At 68.3% G+C, this 16,622-nt stretch carries 18 protein-coding genes; 8 read left to right on the forward strand and 10 right to left on the reverse strand.

Annotated features, from left to right (window positions below; translation table 11 throughout):
• Positions 1-151: 151 nt before the first annotated feature.
• From OG555_RS25480 to OG555_RS25505, 6 genes are all read right to left on the reverse strand, one after another.
• The gene (locus OG555_RS25480) at positions 152-1,021 is read right to left on the reverse strand and encodes an aminoglycoside phosphotransferase family protein (protein WP_329475062.1); all 870 of its coding nucleotides are present in this window, start codon (positions 1,019-1,021) and stop codon (positions 152-154) included.
• A 53-nt stretch (positions 1,022-1,074) separates the two neighbouring features.
• Positions 1,075-1,749, reverse strand: a complete 675-nt coding sequence (locus OG555_RS25485) for a response regulator transcription factor (protein WP_329475063.1) — start codon at positions 1,747-1,749, stop codon at positions 1,075-1,077.
• On the reverse strand, positions 1,746-3,053 hold the full coding sequence (locus OG555_RS25490; protein WP_329475064.1) for a sensor histidine kinase: 1,308 nt from the start codon (positions 3,051-3,053) through the stop codon (positions 1,746-1,748). The genes OG555_RS25485 and OG555_RS25490 overlap by 4 nt, the downstream gene beginning before the upstream one ends.
• Positions 3,054-3,124: 71 nt before the next feature.
• Positions 3,125-3,970, reverse strand: coding sequence for a hypothetical protein (locus OG555_RS25495; RefSeq protein ID WP_329475065.1), 846 nt, complete (start codon positions 3,968-3,970; stop codon positions 3,125-3,127).
• On the reverse strand, positions 3,967-4,896 hold the full coding sequence (locus tag OG555_RS25500) for an ABC transporter ATP-binding protein (RefSeq protein WP_329475066.1): 930 nt from the start codon (positions 4,894-4,896) through the stop codon (positions 3,967-3,969). The genes OG555_RS25495 and OG555_RS25500 overlap by 4 nt, the downstream gene beginning before the upstream one ends.
• 124 nt (positions 4,897-5,020) lie before the next feature.
• On the reverse strand, positions 5,021-5,467 hold the full coding sequence (locus OG555_RS25505) for a MarR family winged helix-turn-helix transcriptional regulator (RefSeq protein WP_329475067.1): 447 nt from the start codon (positions 5,465-5,467) through the stop codon (positions 5,021-5,023).
• Between the two features lie 93 nt (positions 5,468-5,560).
• Between OG555_RS25505 and OG555_RS25510 the strand changes: the two genes are divergently transcribed.
• Positions 5,561-6,928, forward strand: a complete 1,368-nt coding sequence (locus OG555_RS25510) for an FAD-dependent oxidoreductase (RefSeq protein ID WP_329475068.1) — start codon at positions 5,561-5,563, stop codon at positions 6,926-6,928.
• 34 nt (positions 6,929-6,962) lie between these two features.
• Here OG555_RS25510 and OG555_RS25515 read toward each other — a convergent pair whose 3' ends face one another.
• Complete coding sequence (locus OG555_RS25515; protein ID WP_329484870.1) at positions 6,963-7,421, reverse strand: MarR family winged helix-turn-helix transcriptional regulator; 459 nt, start codon at positions 7,419-7,421, stop codon at positions 6,963-6,965.
• Between the two features lie 143 nt (positions 7,422-7,564).
• Between OG555_RS25515 and OG555_RS25520 the strand changes: the two genes are divergently transcribed.
• The gene (locus OG555_RS25520) at positions 7,565-8,140 is read left to right on the forward strand and encodes a YceI family protein (protein ID WP_329475069.1); all 576 of its coding nucleotides are present in this window, start codon (positions 7,565-7,567) and stop codon (positions 8,138-8,140) included.
• 45 nt (positions 8,141-8,185) lie between these two features.
• Here the strand turns inward: OG555_RS25520 and OG555_RS25525 are convergent, their stop codons facing one another.
• Positions 8,186-8,785, reverse strand: coding sequence for a TetR/AcrR family transcriptional regulator (locus OG555_RS25525; RefSeq protein ID WP_329475070.1), 600 nt, complete (start codon positions 8,783-8,785; stop codon positions 8,186-8,188).
• Positions 8,786-8,881: 96 nt separating this feature from the next.
• On the opposite strand from OG555_RS25525, the gene OG555_RS25530 reads away from it, so the two are divergent.
• The 4 genes from OG555_RS25530 to OG555_RS25545 all read left to right on the forward strand — a co-directional run bounded on the left by OG555_RS25530 (position 8,882) and on the right by OG555_RS25545 (position 13,304).
• Positions 8,882-10,027 (forward strand): acyl-CoA dehydrogenase family protein, encoded by a 1,146-nt coding sequence (locus OG555_RS25530; RefSeq protein WP_329475071.1) that lies wholly within the window; start codon positions 8,882-8,884, stop codon positions 10,025-10,027.
• 11 nt (positions 10,028-10,038) lie between these two features.
• The gene (locus OG555_RS25535; protein WP_329475072.1) at positions 10,039-11,259 is read left to right on the forward strand and encodes an acetyl-CoA C-acetyltransferase; all 1,221 of its coding nucleotides are present in this window, start codon (positions 10,039-10,041) and stop codon (positions 11,257-11,259) included.
• The gene (locus OG555_RS25540; RefSeq protein WP_329475073.1) at positions 11,259-12,011 is read left to right on the forward strand and encodes an SDR family oxidoreductase; all 753 of its coding nucleotides are present in this window, start codon (positions 11,259-11,261) and stop codon (positions 12,009-12,011) included. Before OG555_RS25535 ends, OG555_RS25540 begins: the two co-directional genes overlap by 1 nt.
• Positions 12,012-12,332: 321 nt before the next feature.
• Positions 12,333-13,304, forward strand: a complete 972-nt coding sequence (locus tag OG555_RS25545) for a helix-turn-helix transcriptional regulator (RefSeq protein WP_329475075.1) — start codon at positions 12,333-12,335, stop codon at positions 13,302-13,304.
• Here the strand turns inward: OG555_RS25545 and OG555_RS25550 are convergent.
• Together OG555_RS25550 and OG555_RS25555 are read right to left on the reverse strand one after the other, a co-directional pair.
• Positions 13,295-13,825, reverse strand: a complete 531-nt coding sequence (locus OG555_RS25550; protein ID WP_329475076.1) for a hypothetical protein — start codon at positions 13,823-13,825, stop codon at positions 13,295-13,297. The two genes, OG555_RS25545 and OG555_RS25550, sit on opposite strands and share 10 nt — an antisense overlap.
• Before the next feature lie 41 nt (positions 13,826-13,866).
• Positions 13,867-14,607, reverse strand: a complete 741-nt coding sequence (locus tag OG555_RS25555; protein WP_329475077.1) for a hypothetical protein — start codon at positions 14,605-14,607, stop codon at positions 13,867-13,869.
• 247 nt (positions 14,608-14,854) lie between these two features.
• Here OG555_RS25555 and OG555_RS25560 point away from each other — a divergent pair, with 247 nt between their 5' ends.
• Both OG555_RS25560 and OG555_RS25565 read left to right on the forward strand, forming a co-directional pair.
• Positions 14,855-15,763 carry a GNAT family N-acetyltransferase gene (locus OG555_RS25560; protein WP_329475078.1) on the forward strand — a complete coding sequence of 303 codons (909 nt, stop codon included), beginning with the start codon at positions 14,855-14,857 and terminating at the stop codon, positions 15,761-15,763.
• Positions 15,764-16,570: a retropepsin-like aspartic protease gene (locus OG555_RS25565; RefSeq protein WP_329475079.1), complete on the forward strand. Its 807-nt coding sequence runs from the start codon at positions 15,764-15,766 to the stop codon at positions 16,568-16,570.
• Positions 16,571-16,622: the final 52 nt, after the last annotated feature.

Genomic DNA, 16,622 nt, shown 5'->3' on the forward strand with positions numbered 1-16,622 from the left:
TCGCTGCGCAAGCCGCCACCGGGCCGGCGGCGGCGTACGCAACTGATCTCACCTCGTCACGGAGCGGAGCGCCTCACCCCACAGGGGTGAGGACGCAGCGTGATCACGGCAGGTCGGCAGGTGCTTGCCGCGGGTCCGGACGGCCAGTAGGTCAGCTGTGGATCTGGTGGTCGGCGAGGACGCGTTCGACGACGGGAAGGTCTGTGGTGATGAGGGCCTTCCAGAGGGCCCAGCCGCGGGCGCGGGCCCACGTGTCGCGATCCTGACCGACCGCCGCGCGGAAGGTCTCGCGGGATTCGCCGGCGAAGAACGTGTACGCGATCACCAGGTCGCACGCCGGGTCACCGACTCCGGAGGTGCCGAAGTCGATGACCGCCGAGAGTCGGCCGTCGCGGACCAGGAGGTTGCCAGAGGCAATATCGCCGTGGAACCACACCGGCGTCCGGTCCCACGAGGTCGCGAGTGCGGCGTCCCAGACCTCGCGGGCCAGGTCGGTGTCGATCCGCCCCTTCAGTACGGCGAGCGCCTCGACGGTCTCGTCGTGGTAATACTCCGGCGGCGCGCCACGGTAAAAGCTGTGCGCGCCGGCGACCGGTCCGCCAGTGGCGTCGAGACTCTGCAGGGCAAGGATGAACTCGGCGATCGACCGGGCGAATTCGTCCAGGTCGGCGATGTTCTCCGACGTCGCCGTCTCGCCGTCGATCCAGCGGCGGATCGCCCAGTGGTACGGATACCCCTCACCCGGTGAACCCTTTGCCACCGCCTCAGGGATCGCCACCGGCAAGTACGGCGCGAGGACCGGCAGCCATTCGTGTTCCTTGTCGATGGCAGCCGTGTAGCTCTCGTGCGTGGGCAACCGTGCTGTGAGCTCGGTGCCCAGCCGGTACGTCCGGTTGTCCCAGCCGTCGATCTTGACCGGCGTCACCGTCAGGTCGGCCCACTGCGGGAACTGCTGCGCGATCAATCGCCGTACGAGTGCCGCGTCGATACCGGCCCGGCCGTCCTGGTGAGATTCCGTCACGCCGCAAAGGTTCCCCGAAACGGGGCGACGGACTCAAAGGCTTTAGCTGATCGCTACATCGACGCCGAGTTCGGATAGGTCAGCTGCAGGTCGTACGCGAGGATCACTGCCTGGATCCGGTCGCGGGCACCGATCTTGGCCAGGACCCGGCCGACATGGGTCTTGACGGTGGACTCGGACAGCGAGAGCCTGTCCGCGATCTCGGCATTGGTCCAGCCGCGGCCGACCGCGACCAGGATCTCGCGTTCGCGGTCGGTCAGCGCGCGGAGTTTCGGGCTGTCCTCCGGCGCCACGGTACGGGTGGGCAGATGATGCACGTACGCGTCGAGCAGCCGCCGGGTGAGGGCCGGGGCGATGATGGCGTCACCGGCGGCGACCGCGCGGATCCCGGCGAGAAGCTCCTCCGGCCGGGCGTCCTTCAGCAGGAAACCACTCGCGCCGGCGCGCAATGCGGCATGGGCGTACTCGTCGAGGTCGAACGTGGTCAGCACCAGCACCCGGGACCGGCCGCCGTTGGCGACGATCTGCCGGGTCGCCTCGATGCCGTCCATGCCGGGCATCCGGACGTCCATCAGGACCACGTCCGGCCGGAGCTCGGCGGCCTGGCGAACCGCATCGGAGCCGCTCGCGGCCTCACCGGCCACCTGGGTTTCCGGAACGGACTCCAGCAGCATGCGGAACCCGAGCCTCTGGAGAGGCTGGTCGTCCACGATCAGTACGGTCGTCATGAGGCGGTCTCGAGGTTGTTTCTGGGTGCGGTCAGGTCGAGTTCGGTCTGGACGATCCAGCCGCCGCCCGCGCCCGGGCCCGCGCTGACGGTGCCGCCGTACAGGGCCGCGCGTTCGGTCATGCCGATCAGCCCGTGACCGTCCCCGGCCGGCTCGACCGAGTGGTCGGCACCGATCGACGGTCCGCTGTCCTGTACCCGGATCCGCAGCCGGTGGTCCGCGATGCCCAGCGAGACCAGCGCCTCGGTCTCGGCTCCCGCGTGCTTGAGGGAGTTGGTCAGGGCCTCCTGGACGATGCGGTACGCCGCCAGTTGGACGCCCCGGTCGAGGGTGTCGACGCGGCCCGCCGTGCGGTAGACGACCTGTGGCCCGGCGGCCCGGATGCGACCGCAGAGCGCGTCGATGTCCGCGATGCCTGGCTGCGGGCTCAGCTGGGGGGCGTCGGTATGTTCGCGCAGCGCGCCGAGCATGCGGCGCAGTTCGCCCATGGCCTCACGACCGGTTTCGCCGATCAGCCGCAGTGCCTCGGCACCTCGATCGGGTGTCACGCCGGCGGCGTACGCTCCGCCGTCCGCGAGGGTGATCATGACCGACAAGTTGTGGCCGACGATGTCGTGCATCTCCCGTGCGACCCGGGTCCGTTCGGCGGCAGCCGCGAGCATGCTGCGTTGGTCGCGTTCGATCTCCAGTTGAGCGGCGCGTTCGCGCAGACCGGCCAACTGCGACCTTCTGATGCGTACGACGAGCCCCATAGCAACCGCTGCGGTGACAGCGCAGATGAGGAAGAACAGCGCTTCCGGCAACGACGTGACGGCGGAAACCTGGACGGCGACCAGCGCAATGGCGCCGACCATGATTCCGCAGGCCCAGAGCAATTGGCGCAGCCGGCCGTGCAGCGTCAGGCTGTAGAGCGCGACGAGGATCGCGGCGTCGGCGCGCAGGAAGGCGCTCTGTGACCACTGCAGGCAGAAGACCGCCGCGATGGCGACGAACGCCGCGAAGGGCGCGCGACGGCGCAGGATCAGCGGCAGGATCAGGCCGGCCTGCAGAGCCAGCATCACCCCGGTCGGCAGAACGGGGAACACGTCAGCCAACCTACGGCGGTCGCCCTGGTGGATCAGGTCGGGCAGGCAGAGGACCAGGAAGGCACCGGCCACCACGAAGGTGTCCAGCACCCACGGTCGCTTCACATCCACCTGCCGGAGCCGCTGGCCGATCCGGCTGAACCGGACGACCAGTGGGTGTCGCCACAGCGGATCGGAGTCCGCCGGCCGGCCGGCAGGTCCCATCCGGATCGTGCTCATCGTCGCCACCTGTCCATTGTTGCCGCCGACTCCGAGCCGTCCGTCGGAGCGGGCCGGCGGACGGCCCGCAATCAGGCGTCGCTGCGAACCAGGCGCCAGGCGGCGCCGGCCAGAGCCAGTGCCGTCCAGGCCAGGAACACCAGGAGACCTGCGCCGGGGGAGAGCGTGTGGGCGCCATGGTGCAGGCTGAACATCGACTCGCCGGCAACGCTCGGCAGGTAGGGCTGAACGGCGTTGTGCCAGGAAGTCGGCAGCAGCGAAATCAGACCCGGCAGGATCATGAGCGCGGCTACCAGCACCGAGATACCGCCCGCCACGGAGCGCAGCAGGGACCCCAGAGCGGCGCCGATGACGCCTACCAGGCCCAGATAGAGCGCGGCACCGAGCAGACTGCGCACGACCCCGCCATCCGACATCGTCAGCGCTGCCTGGGTGCCGGACAGGATGCCACTGTCGATCAGGAACGCGACGAACGCGCCGACCGCACCCAAGACCAGCGCGACCAGCCCGAACACAGCAGCCTTGGACCAGAGGACGGGCAGACGCCGCGGTACGGCGGCCAAGGTCGACCGGATCATCCCTGTGGAGTACTCACCGGCGGTGACCAGCACCCCCAGCACGCCCAACGCCAGTTGCGCCAGCACGACACCGAACAGCGACAGACTGACCGCGGTGGCGTCGGCGAAGTCCGGATCCAGTTGCCGGCCGGACGTGACGCTGGACTTGTACCGCGCGGCAGCGATCACGCCGAAGCCCACCAGAAATAGCAGACCGAGTCCCAAAGTGATCCAGGTCGAGCGCAGTGACCACAGCTTGGCCCACTCCGAACGCAGTACGCGCCGGCCGGTCACCCGGTACGCCGGTCGCGCGACCGGAGTACCGCTGTCAGGGGTCCTGGGTGAGGTGGCGACGCTCATGCGGCCCTCCCGGAGACCTCAGTGGTGCCGTGGTAATCGACGGAGTCCTTGGTCAGTTCCATGAACGCTTCCTCGAGCGAGATCGCCTTGGCGGTGAGCTCGAACAACGCGATCCCCGCCTCTGCCGCCTTGAGCCCGATCGCCCGGGCCGCCAGGCCGGTGACTTGCAGTTGCTCGGAGCCGGCCCGCCCGGTGATCTCGATGCCCGGTCCGGCCAGCACCTCGCGCAGCCGGCCAGGATCGGCGCTCGCCACCGTCACGGTCTCTCCGGCGGTCTGGCGAACCAGCTCGTGCACACTGGTATCGGCCAGCAGCCGGCCGCGTCCGACGACGATCAGGTGGTCGGCGACCAGGGCCATCTCACTCATCAGATGCGACGAGACGAAGACGGTCCGGCCTTCGGCGGCCAGCCCGGTGAGCAGGTTCCGGATCCACAGCACACCCTCGGGATCCAGGCCGTTGACCGGCTCGTCCAGCATCACCGTGGCCGGGTCGCCCAGCAGCGCGGCTGCGATCCCCAGGCGCTGAGCCATTCCGAGAGAGAATGCACCGGCGCGCTTCTTGGCCACCGACTGCAGGCCGGTCAGCTCGATCACCTCGTCTACCCGGCGGCGTGGAATGCCATGCGTGTAGGCCTGCACCATCAGGTGGTCGAACGCGGACCGCCCCGGGTGGATCGACTTCGCCTCCAGCAACGCTCCGACCTCCTGGAGTGGAGCACTGTGCTCGGCGTACCGGCGGCCGTTCACGACGACCGTGCCGCCGGTCGGTGCGTCGAGCCCGATGATCATCCGCATGGTGGTGGACTTGCCCGCACCGTTCGGGCCGAGGAATCCGGTCACGGTTCCCGGCTTGACCGTGAAGTCCAGCCGGTCGACCGCGGTCGTCTCGCCGTACCGCTTCGTCAGTTGGTGTGCCTCGATCATTCGCGTTGTTCCCTCGATCACGGGAACCGGATCTCCCGGCGCCTCGGTGACCACGCTAGGAACGCCCGACGCCCGATCCGTGGTACCGCGGATTGATTTGCCGGATGGCCGTCGTACCGCGGTACTACGAGTGGGCCTCGCTGGAGTTGACCGAGTCGGCGAGGAAGTCCGAGATGACGCGGAGCTCGGCCACGGAGCGGGAGGCCAGGACGGCCTGCATGCTCTGGCCCTGCTCGGCGTACAGGGGGACCAGCTTGTCCTGGATCGCCTGCGTCGACGGCGTGACGACGACCTTGCGGCGGTCGGCCGGGTCGTGTTCGCGGGTGACGAAGCCGTGGGATTCCAGGCGGTCGATCACGCCGGTGATCGTGCCGGAGGTGAGGCCGGTGTGCTCGGCGAGTTGGCGCGGCGTGAGCGGGCCGTAGGTCTGCAGCAGCGTCATGAACTGTGAGTCGCTGGCGCCCAGTCCCACCTTCGCGGAGACCGCGTGGTTGTAGAGGATCACGCCGGCGATGAACCGGATCATCCGCTGCTGGATCTCGCCGGTGAGCTCGTCTCGGGAACTGGTCATGGTCCACCTCAGCATAGGGGTTGCATTTCTCTCGGATATCCAAGATACTCGGATTACCGAGATACTTGAAGATCCGAGATAAAGGGGACGGCGATGAAGGTACTGGTGATCGGTGGCGGGACCGGCGGACTGGCGTTGGCGCACGGCCTGCAGCGGGCCGGGATCGGCGTGACCGTGTTCGAACGGGACGCGCTGCGCACGGACGGCCTGCACGGCTACCGGGTCGGCATCGACCCTGATGGCAGCCGGGCGCTGCACGCGCTGCTGCCGACGGAGCTCTACGACACGTTCGTGGCGACGAAGGCTCGCGACCCGAAGTACTTCAACATGCTCACCGAGGACCTCAAGGAGGTTCTCTCGATGGACCTGCCGGAGTCGACGGACCCGGTCGAGAGTGAGAAGTCGATCAGCCGGATGACGCTGCGCCAGGTACTGCTGACCGGTCTCGACGACGTGGTCGAGTTCGGTAAGGAGTTCACCCGGTTCGAGCAGCACGGCGATCAGGTGACGGCGTACTTCGCCGACGGCACGCACGCCACCGGCGATCTGCTGGTCGCCGCCGACGGCTCGGGTTCCCGGGTGCGGCGTCAGTACCTGCCGCAGGCGGAGACCGAGGAGACCGGCATCATCGCGATCGCCGGGAAGCTCCCGATCACCGAGGAGAGCGCGAAGCTCGTCTCGCCCAAGGTGTTCGAGGGGATCTCGATCGTCACTGCACCGCGTGGGCTCGCCTGCATCCTGCACGTGATGGAGTTCCAGTGGGACCGGGACGGTCGGGTGAAGAGCGGGATCGGTGGCAACACCGAGGAGCTGATCCGGCAGTGGCCGGGACTGCAGTTCGACAACACCCGCGACTACATCAACTGGGGGCTGTCGGCAACCAAGGACAAGCTGCCGGCGAACATCATGGAGCTGCGCGGCCAGGAACTGATCGACACCGCTCTCCAGGTCACGCCGGGCTGGCACCCGAACCTGCGCCGCCTCTTCGAGCTGACCGATCCCGGCACCTGCTTCCCGGTGAACATCTGGACGTCGGTCCCGCTCGAGCCCTGGGAGTCGACGACTGTGACCCTGCTCGGTGACGCGATCCACACCATGACGCCGGGCCGTGGCGTCGGCGCGAACACCGCGCTGCGCGACGCGGTCAACCTGTGCCGGACGCTGATCGAGGTGCGTGACGGGCGACAGCAACTGATCCCGGCCGTGCACGAGTACGAGGCGAAGATGATCGAGTACGGCTTCGACGCGGTGCTCAAGTCGCGGGCTCAGATGACGTCCGACGACCCGGTGCACAAGCCCGTGATCGGGCGGCTGGCGCTGGCCGGGATGCGGACCGCGATGCGCACGGTCAACCACCTGCCACCGGTCAAGCGGCGGATGCGCGACTCGATGATGGCCTATCGCGGCGCCGACCGGGACGAGCTGACGCTGGAGATCACCCCGGCGGGATCAGGGCAGTGACCATCCGGCCCGACGTGACTGCCCGGGCCGGCCGTCAGCGCTGGCCGATGTGCTCGGACACCGAGTCGAACACGCGGCCCACCGCAGCGAAGTCCTCCGGGGTGGCGAGGTCGACGAGGTTCTCCCGAACGCCTTCGACGTGGTATGGCGCCGCTTGCTCGAGCAACTCGAGTCCGGACTCGGTCAGCTCGGCCCAGACCCCCCGCTTGTCACTCGTGCACGACGTACGGCGGACCAGGTCGGCGGCCTCGAGCCGGCCGACGGTGTGGGTCAGCCGGGAGCGGCTCTGGTGCAGCCGGTCGGCCAGATCGGCCATCCGGAGCCGCCGGTCGGGCGCCTCGGAGAGCCGGACCAGGATCTCGTAGTCATTGATACCGATGCCGAACCGGCGCAGGTCGTCGTCCAGCTTGGCCATCAGGCGTGCGGTTCCGAGCAGGTACGCACGCCACGCCACCTGCTGCTCGGCGTCCAACCACCGGGTCTCAGTCGTCATCGTCACGGGAACAGTGTACCGGGAATGTAGTTGACTTTTAAACCGTTGAAGCCTACTGTCGTGGTCAGAGGTTGAAAATTGAACTTTCAGTCCCCGGCTGCGTCGCCCCCCGACCAGTAGGAACACTTTCCCGAGAGGAACCCATGAGCGAGACTGCCATTACCGGCACGACCCCGACCAGCACCATCCCCGGCCTGGTCGCCGGTACTTATGCGATCGACACCGCGCACAGCGAGATCGGCTTCACTGTACGTCACCTGATGACCAAGGTCCGCGGCACCTTCCAGGAGTACGCCGGCGAGATCATCGTCAAGGACTCCCTCGAGGAGTCGACCGCGAACGTCGCCGTCGAGCTGGCCTCCGTCCACACGCGCAGCGAGCAGCGCGACGGGCACCTGCGCTCCGGTGACTTCTTCGACGCCGAGAACAGCCCGAAGATGACCTTCGTCAGCACCGCCTTCAAGCCGGAGGGCGACGACTACGTCCTGGCCGGCGAGCTGACCATCAAGAACGTGACCAAGAGCATCGAGCTCGCGGTCGAGTTCCTCGGTGTCGACCAGAACGCCTACGGCCAGACCATCATCGGCTTCGAGGCATCCACCTCGATCAGCCGCAAGGACTGGGGCATCGACTTCAACGTGCCGCTCGAGGGCGGCAAGCTGCTGATCGGTGACAAGGTGGACATCCACCTCGACGTCCAGGCCGCACTGCAGGTCTGACGCCAGTACGCGAAAGACCCCGCACCATCAGGTGCGGGGTCTTTGCTATGCCTGCACCATCCGGTGGGCGAGGTCGGCGTACAGCTTGCCCAGGGCATCTGGGTCGCCGCGGTGGGGGGTGTACCAGCGGGCCACGTCGATGGACAGCGAGAGTACGGCGAGGGTCGTGCCGGGCAGGTCGGAGACGGCGAAGGAGCCGTCCTGTACGCCGTCGGACAGCACCTGCTCGATCTGGGCAGAGATGGCCCGCCGGATCGTGGCCACCTCGGCCAGGTGATCCGGACTGAGTGATGCGAGCTCGTATTGCACAACCCGTGCGATGGTGTGGTGCTCGGCGTGCCAGGCGGTGAAGGCGGAGACGAGAGAGCGGAGCCGGTCGGCGGGCGTGGAGCCGCTGTCGGCAGAGCGCAGTACGTCGAGAGCCGCGTTGTGGCCGTACAGACTGATCTCGAAGAGCAGGCGCTCCTTGGACGGGTAGTGCACGTAGAGCGCTGCCGGGCTCATCCCCGCGCGGGACGCGATGTCGCGGGTGGTGGTGGCCTGGAAGCCGCGCTCGGCGAACGCCTCGACGGCGCCGGTGAGCAGCCGGCGGGCGGCGGCCGGCTGGACGTGCTCCCAAACCAGGGGACTGGTGACTGCGGACACGTTGACACCATGCACCGAAAGCGTGAAGCTAAGCAAGCGCTTAGCGAAGCGATAAATGCAACACAGCGCCACTGATCTCACTTCTCGGGAGGCCCCATGGAGCGCGCCATCTTCACCGAGGACCACCACGCGTTCCGGGCCATCGCGAAGGAGTACTGCGACCGCTCGCTGGTGCCGCGGATGGAGCAGTTCCTCGACGAGAAGACGATCGACCGGGCCGCCTGGCTGGAGGCCGGCAAGCAGGGTTTCCTCGGCCTCGACGTGCCGGAGGAGTACGGCGGTTCGAGCGTCGGCGACTACCGGTTCAACGCGGTGTTCGCCGAGGAGGTCTCGAAGGTCTCCGCGTCGCTGTCCAGCTGCTTCGGCATCCACTTCGACTGTGCCGCGCCGTACCTGGTGGATCTGGGCACCGAGGAGCAGAAGCAGCGCTGGCTGCCCAAGTTCTGCTCCGGTGAGTACGTCGCCGCGATCGGGATGACCGAGCCTTCCGGCGGGTCGGACCTGGCCGCGCTGAAGACGAGTGCGAAGAAGACCGACGGCGGCTGGGTGCTGAACGGGTCGAAGACCTTCATCACCAATGGCGATATGGCCGACCTGGTCATCGTCGCCGCGCGCACGGATCCCGCCAAGGGCGCGAAGGGCATCACGCTGTTCGTGATCGAGGAGGGCATGGAGGGCTTCGCCCGCGGCCGCAAGCTGGACAAGGTCGGCCAGAGCGAGTCGGGTACGTCGGAACTGTTCTTCGAGGACGTGTTCGTCAGTGACGACAACGTGCTCGGCGAGGTGGACCGCGGCTTCATCCACATGATGGAGCGGCTGGCACAGGAGCGGGTCGGCGCGGCGGTGTCGAACATCGCGCAGGCGACCCAGATCCTGGCCGAGACGATCGACTACGTGAAGCAGCGCAAGGCGTTCGGCCAGCCGGTCGGCTCGTTCCAGTACAACAAGTTCGTGATCGCCGAGCTGGTCACCAAGGCCGAGGTCACCCAGGCGTACGTCGACAACGCGATCGTCGCGCACGACGAGGACCGGCTGACCGCGGTCGACGCGGCGAAGGCCAAGTGGTGGAGCGCCCAGGTACAGAACGAGATCCTGGATGCGTGTGTCCAGCTGCACGGCGGCTACGGGTACATGAACGAGTACCGGGTGGCGCGGGCCTGGCGGGACGCCCGGGTGACGAAGATCTGGGCCGGCTCGAACGAGATCATGAAAGAACTCATCGGCCGCGACCTCGGCCTCTAGGAAGGACCACAATGCCTGAAGCAGTCATCGTGTCCACGGCCCGCTCGCCGATCGGCCGCGCGTACAAGGGGTCGCTGACCACGATCCGGCCGGACGACCTCGCCGTACAGATGATCGAGGCGGCGGTCGGCAAGGTCGGCCTGACCGGCGACCAGATCGAGGACCTCGCGCTGGGGTGCGCCGAGCCGCACGACGAGCACGGTGGCAACATGGCTCGCCGGGTCGCGGTGCAGCTCGGCTGGGACAACACGCCGGCGACGACGGTCAACCGGTTCTGCGCGTCGTCGACGCAGACCGCGCGGATGGCCTTCCACGCGATCAAGTCCGGCGAGGGTGACATCTTCGTCAGCGCCGGGGTCGAGTGCGTGTCGCGGTACAAGAACTTCGGCTCCGCCGGGGTCGGCGACCCGACGTCGTTCAACCCGGTCTTCACCGACGCGGTGCAGCGGACCGAGAAGTACGCCGAGACCAACGACACCTGGCACGACCCGCGCGCGGACGGCCAGATCCCCGACATCTACATCGCAATGGGCCAGACCGCGGAGAACGTGGCGACGCTGAGGGGCATCAGCCGGGCCGAGCAGGACGTGTTCGGCGTCCGCTCGCAGAACCTGGCCGAGAAGGCGATCGGCAACGGCTTCTTCGAGCGCGAGATCGTTCCGGTGACGCTGCCGGACGGTACTGTGATCAGCAAGGACGACGGCCCCCGGCCGGGGACGACGCTCGAGGGTGTCAGCGGGCTCAAGCCGGTGTTCCGCCCGGACGGGACGGTCACGGCCGGCAACTGCTGCCCGCTGAACGACGGTGCCGCGGCGGTCGTGATCATGAGCGACACCAAGGCGCGCGAGCTCGGCCTCACCCCACTGGCCCGGATCGTGTCGACAGGCGTGAGTGGTCTGTCGCCGGAGATCATGGGCCTCGGTCCGGTCGAGGCGTCGAAGCACGCGCTGGCCCGGGCTGGCATGAGCATCAACGACATCGACCTGGTCGAGATCAACGAGGCCTTCGCGGTCCAGGTGATCGGGTCGGCGCGCGAGCTCGGCATCGACGAGGACAAGCTGAACGTGCACGGTGGCGCGATCGCGCTCGGGCACCCGTTCGGTTCGACCGGCGCGCGGATCATGACCACGCTGGTGAACGGGCTGCAGTTCGAGGACAAGCAGTTCGGGCTCGAGACGATGTGCGTCGGCGGCGGGCAGGGCATGGCGATCGTGCTCGAGCGCCTGAGCTGATGGGCCTGGAGAACCGTACGGCGATCGTCACCGGAGCGTCCCGGGGGATCGGGCTGGCGATCGCACAGCGCCTGGTCGCGGACGGCGCGCGCGTGGTCATCACCGGCCGGACCCGGGAGACCCTCGACCAGGCGGTCGAGTCCCTCGGCGGCCGCGAGCACGCGCTGGGCGTCGCCGGCAACGCCGCCGATCCGACGCACCGCGGTGCGGTGGTGGCTGCCGCGGTGGCGACGTACGGGTCGGTGGATCTGCTGGTGAACAACACCGGCATCAACCCGATCTACGGCAAGCTGCTCGACATCGACCAGACGGTCGCGGCCAAGATGGTCGACACGAACGTGCTCGCCGCGATCGCATGGGTGAAGGCCTGCCGAGACGCCTGGATGCGTGAGCACGGTGGCGCCGTGGTGAACCTGTCTTCGGTGGCCGGCCTGGCGCCGTCACCCGGCATCGGCTGGTACGGCGCGACCAAGGCGATGCTGTCCCGGGTGACGGCGGAGCTGGCGGTCGAGCTGGCTCCGGAGATCCGGGTCAACGCGGTGGCTCCCGCGGTGGTGAAGACCAAGTTCGCCGGAGCTCTCTACGAAGGCCGTGAGGACAAGGTCGCGTCGACCTACCCGCTGCAGCGGTTGGGCCGGCCGGAGGATGTCGCCTCGCTGGTGTGGTTCCTGTTGTCCGACGAGGCGTCGTGGATCACCGGCCAGACCATCACGATCGACGGCGGCCTCACCCTGAACGGCGGGATCGTCTAGGGCTGACGTCCCTGCCAGGCGGCCAGCCGGTCGTACGGCGACGCGTCGTCGGCAACCGGTACGACGGAGCCGAACGGGACATGTCCGCCACGCGGCTCGGCCGGGATCGCCCGTCGGACCAGCGGCAGGCAGTAGACGGCGAGTGAGTCGTCCAGCAGGTCGGTGCGGTTGGGTCAGTTCGCCGGCGCCGATGGTGTCGATCATCGCCTGGGTCTGGTCCAGGGCGAGGACGAACATCGGACGGGGGTCGTTCACGAGGTTGTTCATGGAGACAGCCTCGCGGGGTATATGCGACATCTTCTGTCGCATATTGTTGAGACCGTGCGAGCGGACCGGTTGTTGCAGATCATCCTGTTGCTGCAGCGGCATGCGCGGCTGAGTGCGCGGGAACTGGCTGAGCGGCTGGAGGTGTCGACGCGGACGGTCCTGCGCGACATGGAGGCGCTGTCGGCGGCCGGCGTACCGGTCTACAGCGAGCGCGGGCGCAACGGGGGCTGTGTGCTGCTGCCGGGGTATCGGGCCGACGTGAGTGGGCTGACGCCGCGCGAGGCGCAGGCGTTGTTCGCGTGGTCGGGGCGAGCCGCGTTGTCGGAGGAGCTGGGGCTGCGGGATGCGCTGCAGTCCGCGATGGGCAAGCTGTCGTCGACGTTGCCGCTGGCACTGCAGGACGATGCGGATGCGTTGTCGGGTGCGATCGTGGTGGATCGTCGGCGGTGGTTCGCGGAGGCCGAGGATCACGGTGCACTGCCGGTGCTGCGGCAGGCGGTGGTGGCGCAGCGCAGGGTGCGACTGCGTTATGCGTCCGCGAGTGCGGGGCTTCAGCGTCGTACCGTCGATCCGTGGGGGCTGGTCGAGCAGGCCGGCCGGTGGTATCTCGTCGCGGCGCATCGCGGGACGGCGCGGATGTACCGGGTTTCCCGGGTCGAGCAGGTGGATGTGCTCGAGGCCGCCGCCGTACGGCCTGACCGACTGGACGTCCGCGCGGAGTGGGACCGGCTGCGGTCCGGACTCGAGCAGAACATGCCGGTCGGGGTCGATGTGCTGATCCGGGTGCGACCAGAGCGGGTCGAGCTGGTACGGCGGATCGCCACACCGATGCTGGCCAAAGGGTCTGTCGCCCGGGACGTGCCGGCGGATGACGAGTGGCCGCATCTGCGCCTGCACTTCCGGGTCCAGGAGGCCGCATGTGGTGTACTGCTCGGCTTCGCGGGCGATGTCGAGGTGCTGGAGCCGGTCGACCTACGGTCCAGGATGTTGCGGCTCGCCGAGGCCGCTGTGGCGGTCTACAGCTGACGCTTTGCCTCGAACGTCTGGCGGAGGATGACACGGCCGTCGTCCGCCTGGTCCTCGTTGCGCCAGTGGAAGCTGGTCTCGGTGATGCCGGTGAACGCCCAGCGGGTGTTGGCGGTCTGCGACGTGAGGGTGATGGAGTCGCCGTCGGCCCGCGCGATGAAAGGCATGACGAACGCGGCCTTCGGGCCCAGCCAGGTCGAGCGGAAGGCGTTCAGCTCGGGGTCGTGGATGCGGATCGACAGGCCCCACTCGCCGTCGCCGTCGGTGCCGCGGGCGGCGCGGCTCGGGGTGATCCAGATGTCGGCGACCGCGCGGCCGTCGAGGGCCCAGGCGAAGTGCCACTCGCCCTTGGTCTGCCGGGTGACCTTGCCGTCGTCGTCGTACCAGGCGACGTCGAGATCCCAGCTGCCGATCAACGGCGCGAACGGCCGGAACGCCTCCACGAACTCCGCCCGCGGCCCGTCGGACACCATCAACCCGGCCAGCACGCTAGCCGCAGCCGCTCCATCTGTAATCTGCATAAGAGCTACTTACTCCTGACAACTCTTGACGTCAAGCCTTTTCAGACAGATCGGCGGAGCCGGCTGAACGAGGCGGCAACCACGGCAGCCGCGCCCCAGGCGATGGCCGCCCACGACCAGCCCGAACTGAAGCCACCGGCGGTACCTTGGTGCGCCAGTGAAACGATGCCTAGATAGGCGGCCGACACCGCGACCCCGCACATGGCCGCCCACAACCGATCCGGCCACAACGCGCCGAGGTACGTCAGACTGACCAGTGCCAGCGCGAGCGCTCCCTGGATGGCGTAGTGGTCCACGCCGAGCGTGACGTCGCTGTCCGGCCGGTTCGCGCGGTCAGCAGCGAACATTCTGAACGCGTAGGTGAGCCAGGGCCCGCTGCCCGCAACGGCAACCGTGAGGAGGGGCCACGACAGTTGGCGTGGTCCCAGTGCACGCCATGGTCGCCGCGGGCCGCCGAGCATGACTGTTGCGATCTGAGCGGCCAGTACGGCGGCGAGGACCGCTGCCGCCCACGCCAGTGAGAGCGTCGCTGCCAGCGCGATCGAAAGGCACACGGTGATCAACTGGAGGACGGCACCGGGGGTATCCGGGACGACGACGAGAGCCGCGAACGGAGCGGCCACCAGGGCTCCGAACAGCAGGCCCCAGCCGGCCTCCAGCATGACTGGCCAGGACCGATCCCAGGTCACCGTCAGATCGATGATGGCGAAACCGGGCAGGAGCCAGAGCAGTGCGTAGACGCCGGCCAGGCAGCGTACGACGATCCGCCGGGTCCGGCTCATTCCGCCAGCATGCGCAGTCGCGGGCGGGCCGACAAGGGTGAGCCCCGCGGACGCCCCGCCACCGGTGACCCCGTCGTGTCCCAGCACGATGGCACTTCCGGTGGTCGGGGCGGTCAGTCCGACAGCACCGGGTAACTGTAGTGCCAGTCGACCGCACAGCAGAATCACAAGACGCGCGCAGCCGTTGCGATCACGTTGCTGTTCTTAATGCATGGCGTGTGGCAGGCGTCGTGGCTAAGGTCCCGGCATGACGACAGGGGTGGTGATCCGGTCAGCCGTCGGCGATGACGCCGACGCGATCGCGGCAGTGCGCCGGGCGGTCTACTCGTACAAGGTGATGTCGCCGGCGGCCACCAGGCACATGATCACCGTGCAGACGCCGGGGGAGCGGTTCCTTCCACTGGTCGCGGAGGCCGACGGCGAACTGGTTGCCTGGGGATCGGCCGGCCTGAATGTCTGGACCAGCGAACCGGGCCAGAGCCACCTGTCCATCTACGTGCATCCCGACCAGCGCAAGCGGGGCATCGGCACCGCGCTCGCCGACCGGCTGCACCAGCATCTGACCGAGGTCGGCGCGATCCGCGTGCGGGCGTTCGTGCACCCGGACGGTCTCGAGTTCGCCCACAACCTCGGGTACGACGGCACGCGGCAGATGCACTACTCCGGCGTCGACGTACGGTCGCTGCCCGAGCAGCCGACGACCCCGGCCGGCATCGAGCTCGTGACCTTCGACCAGGTCGACCCGCGACAGGCGTACACCGCCGACTCGATCGCCTCGCTGGACGAGCCGAGCGACTCGCCGATCGACTCGATCGACTACGAGCGATGGCTCGAGGAGATCTGGCAGGGTCCCGCGCTGGACAAGTCGCTGAGCGTCGCCGCGATGGTGGGTGACGAGATGGTGTGCTTCACCGTGGTCGAGACCGACGCCGACCGGGCCTGGTCGGGGATGACCGGCACGATCCCGGCGTACCGCGGCCGGGGGCTGGCCAAGCTGGTCAAGTCGGTCGCCCTCCGCCGGGCCGCCGCGGCCGGCATCACCGCGGCGTACACGTCGAACGACGACGAGAACGGCCCGATGCTTGCCGTCAACAACTGGTTGGGCTATCAGCGCGTCCAGACGGAGTTCGGTCTCCTGCGCACACTGGCCGGCTAGATGACGACCGTCGGGTTCGACCGTGTCCAGCAGCTGGTCCGGGTGCCGGTGACGGTGGGCGGGGACGAGTACCGGTTCTTGGTCGACACCGGGATCGGGATCACCGTCGTGTCGTCGGCGCTCGCGGCGCGTGCCGACGTGCAGCCGAGCGCTGAGACGTTCACCGGCCGGCGGATGTCCGGACAGTCCGTCGAGACACCGTTGGTCCGGCTGCCGACGCTCGCGTTCGGCGACTACACCGTCGACGCGCACGTCGCGGGAGTCGCGGACCTTGGCGACATCGACGGCCCGAACGGATTCGCGGGGATCCTCGGTCCGGCGTTCTTCGAGCAGCACGTGGTCACCACCGACCCGGTTGCGTCGACCCTGACCGTCCGCCCTCGGGCGGACTTCGCCGTCGACGGGTACGAGATTCCGCTCGAGATCCGGCGGGAGTCGGTGTCGGTGGATCCTTTCGTTCAACTGGTGTTGCCGAGCGGGCGCGAGATCTGCGTCGAGGTGGACACCGGATCGGACAGCCTCATCCTCGACACGCGCTACGTGTCCGACTGCGGGGTCGATCTCGACAGCCCGGACGTGACGACGCGGACCGGTACGGACGAGACCGGCTACGGATGGACCCGGCACTGGGTCTCGATCGGCGGCAGCGTGCACCTGGCCGCCGCACCGGAGACCGCGCAGCAGGCGCCGCGGGTGCAGTTCCAGGACATCATCCACGACGGGCTGGTGGGCGCGGACTACCTCGAGCGCTACCGTCTGTCCTTCGACGTCTCCGGTGCCCGGATGATCCTCGCGCCGCGGCTCTGAAACAGAGCTGTCATTGGTCTGCACCTGAATGCGCGCTATGTTCCGGAGGACT

It is taken from the genome of Kribbella sp. NBC_01484, assembly GCF_036227145.1.
GTDB lineage: Bacteria > Actinomycetota > Actinomycetes > Propionibacteriales > Kribbellaceae > Kribbella.

What these genes read in the sequence shown, in the direction of transcription:
- OG555_RS25555 (WP_329475077.1), bottom strand. Translation starts at nt 14,607, where the DNA reads ATGAGCCGGACCCGGCGGATCGTCGTACGCTGCCTGGCCGGCGTCTAC.
- OG555_RS25540 (WP_329475073.1), top strand. Translation starts at nt 11,259, where the DNA reads ATGGGCCTGGAGAACCGTACGGCGATCGTCACCGGAGCGTCCCGGGGG.
- OG555_RS25550 (WP_329475076.1), bottom strand. Translation starts at nt 13,825, where the DNA reads ATGCAGATTACAGATGGAGCGGCTGCGGCTAGCGTGCTGGCCGGGTTG.
- OG555_RS25535 (WP_329475072.1), top strand. Translation starts at nt 10,039, where the DNA reads ATGCCTGAAGCAGTCATCGTGTCCACGGCCCGCTCGCCGATCGGCCGC.
- OG555_RS25495 (WP_329475065.1), bottom strand. Translation starts at nt 3,970, where the DNA reads ATGAGCGTCGCCACCTCACCCAGGACCCCTGACAGCGGTACTCCGGTC.
- OG555_RS25505 (WP_329475067.1), bottom strand. Translation starts at nt 5,467, where the DNA reads ATGACCAGTTCCCGAGACGAGCTCACCGGCGAGATCCAGCAGCGGATG.
- OG555_RS25515 (WP_329484870.1), bottom strand. Translation starts at nt 7,421, where the DNA reads ATGACGACTGAGACCCGGTGGTTGGACGCCGAGCAGCAGGTGGCGTGG.
- OG555_RS25565 (WP_329475079.1), top strand. Translation starts at nt 15,764, where the DNA reads ATGACGACCGTCGGGTTCGACCGTGTCCAGCAGCTGGTCCGGGTGCCG.
- OG555_RS25520 (WP_329475069.1), top strand. Translation starts at nt 7,565, where the DNA reads ATGAGCGAGACTGCCATTACCGGCACGACCCCGACCAGCACCATCCCC.
- OG555_RS25490 (WP_329475064.1), bottom strand. Translation starts at nt 3,053, where the DNA reads ATGAGCACGATCCGGATGGGACCTGCCGGCCGGCCGGCGGACTCCGAT.
- OG555_RS25500 (WP_329475066.1), bottom strand. Translation starts at nt 4,896, where the DNA reads ATGATCGAGGCACACCAACTGACGAAGCGGTACGGCGAGACGACCGCG.
- OG555_RS25530 (WP_329475071.1), top strand. Translation starts at nt 8,882, where the DNA reads ATGGAGCGCGCCATCTTCACCGAGGACCACCACGCGTTCCGGGCCATC.
- OG555_RS25485 (WP_329475063.1), bottom strand. Translation starts at nt 1,749, where the DNA reads ATGACGACCGTACTGATCGTGGACGACCAGCCTCTCCAGAGGCTCGGG.
- OG555_RS25510 (WP_329475068.1), top strand. Translation starts at nt 5,561, where the DNA reads ATGAAGGTACTGGTGATCGGTGGCGGGACCGGCGGACTGGCGTTGGCG.
- OG555_RS25560 (WP_329475078.1), top strand. Translation starts at nt 14,855, where the DNA reads ATGACGACAGGGGTGGTGATCCGGTCAGCCGTCGGCGATGACGCCGAC.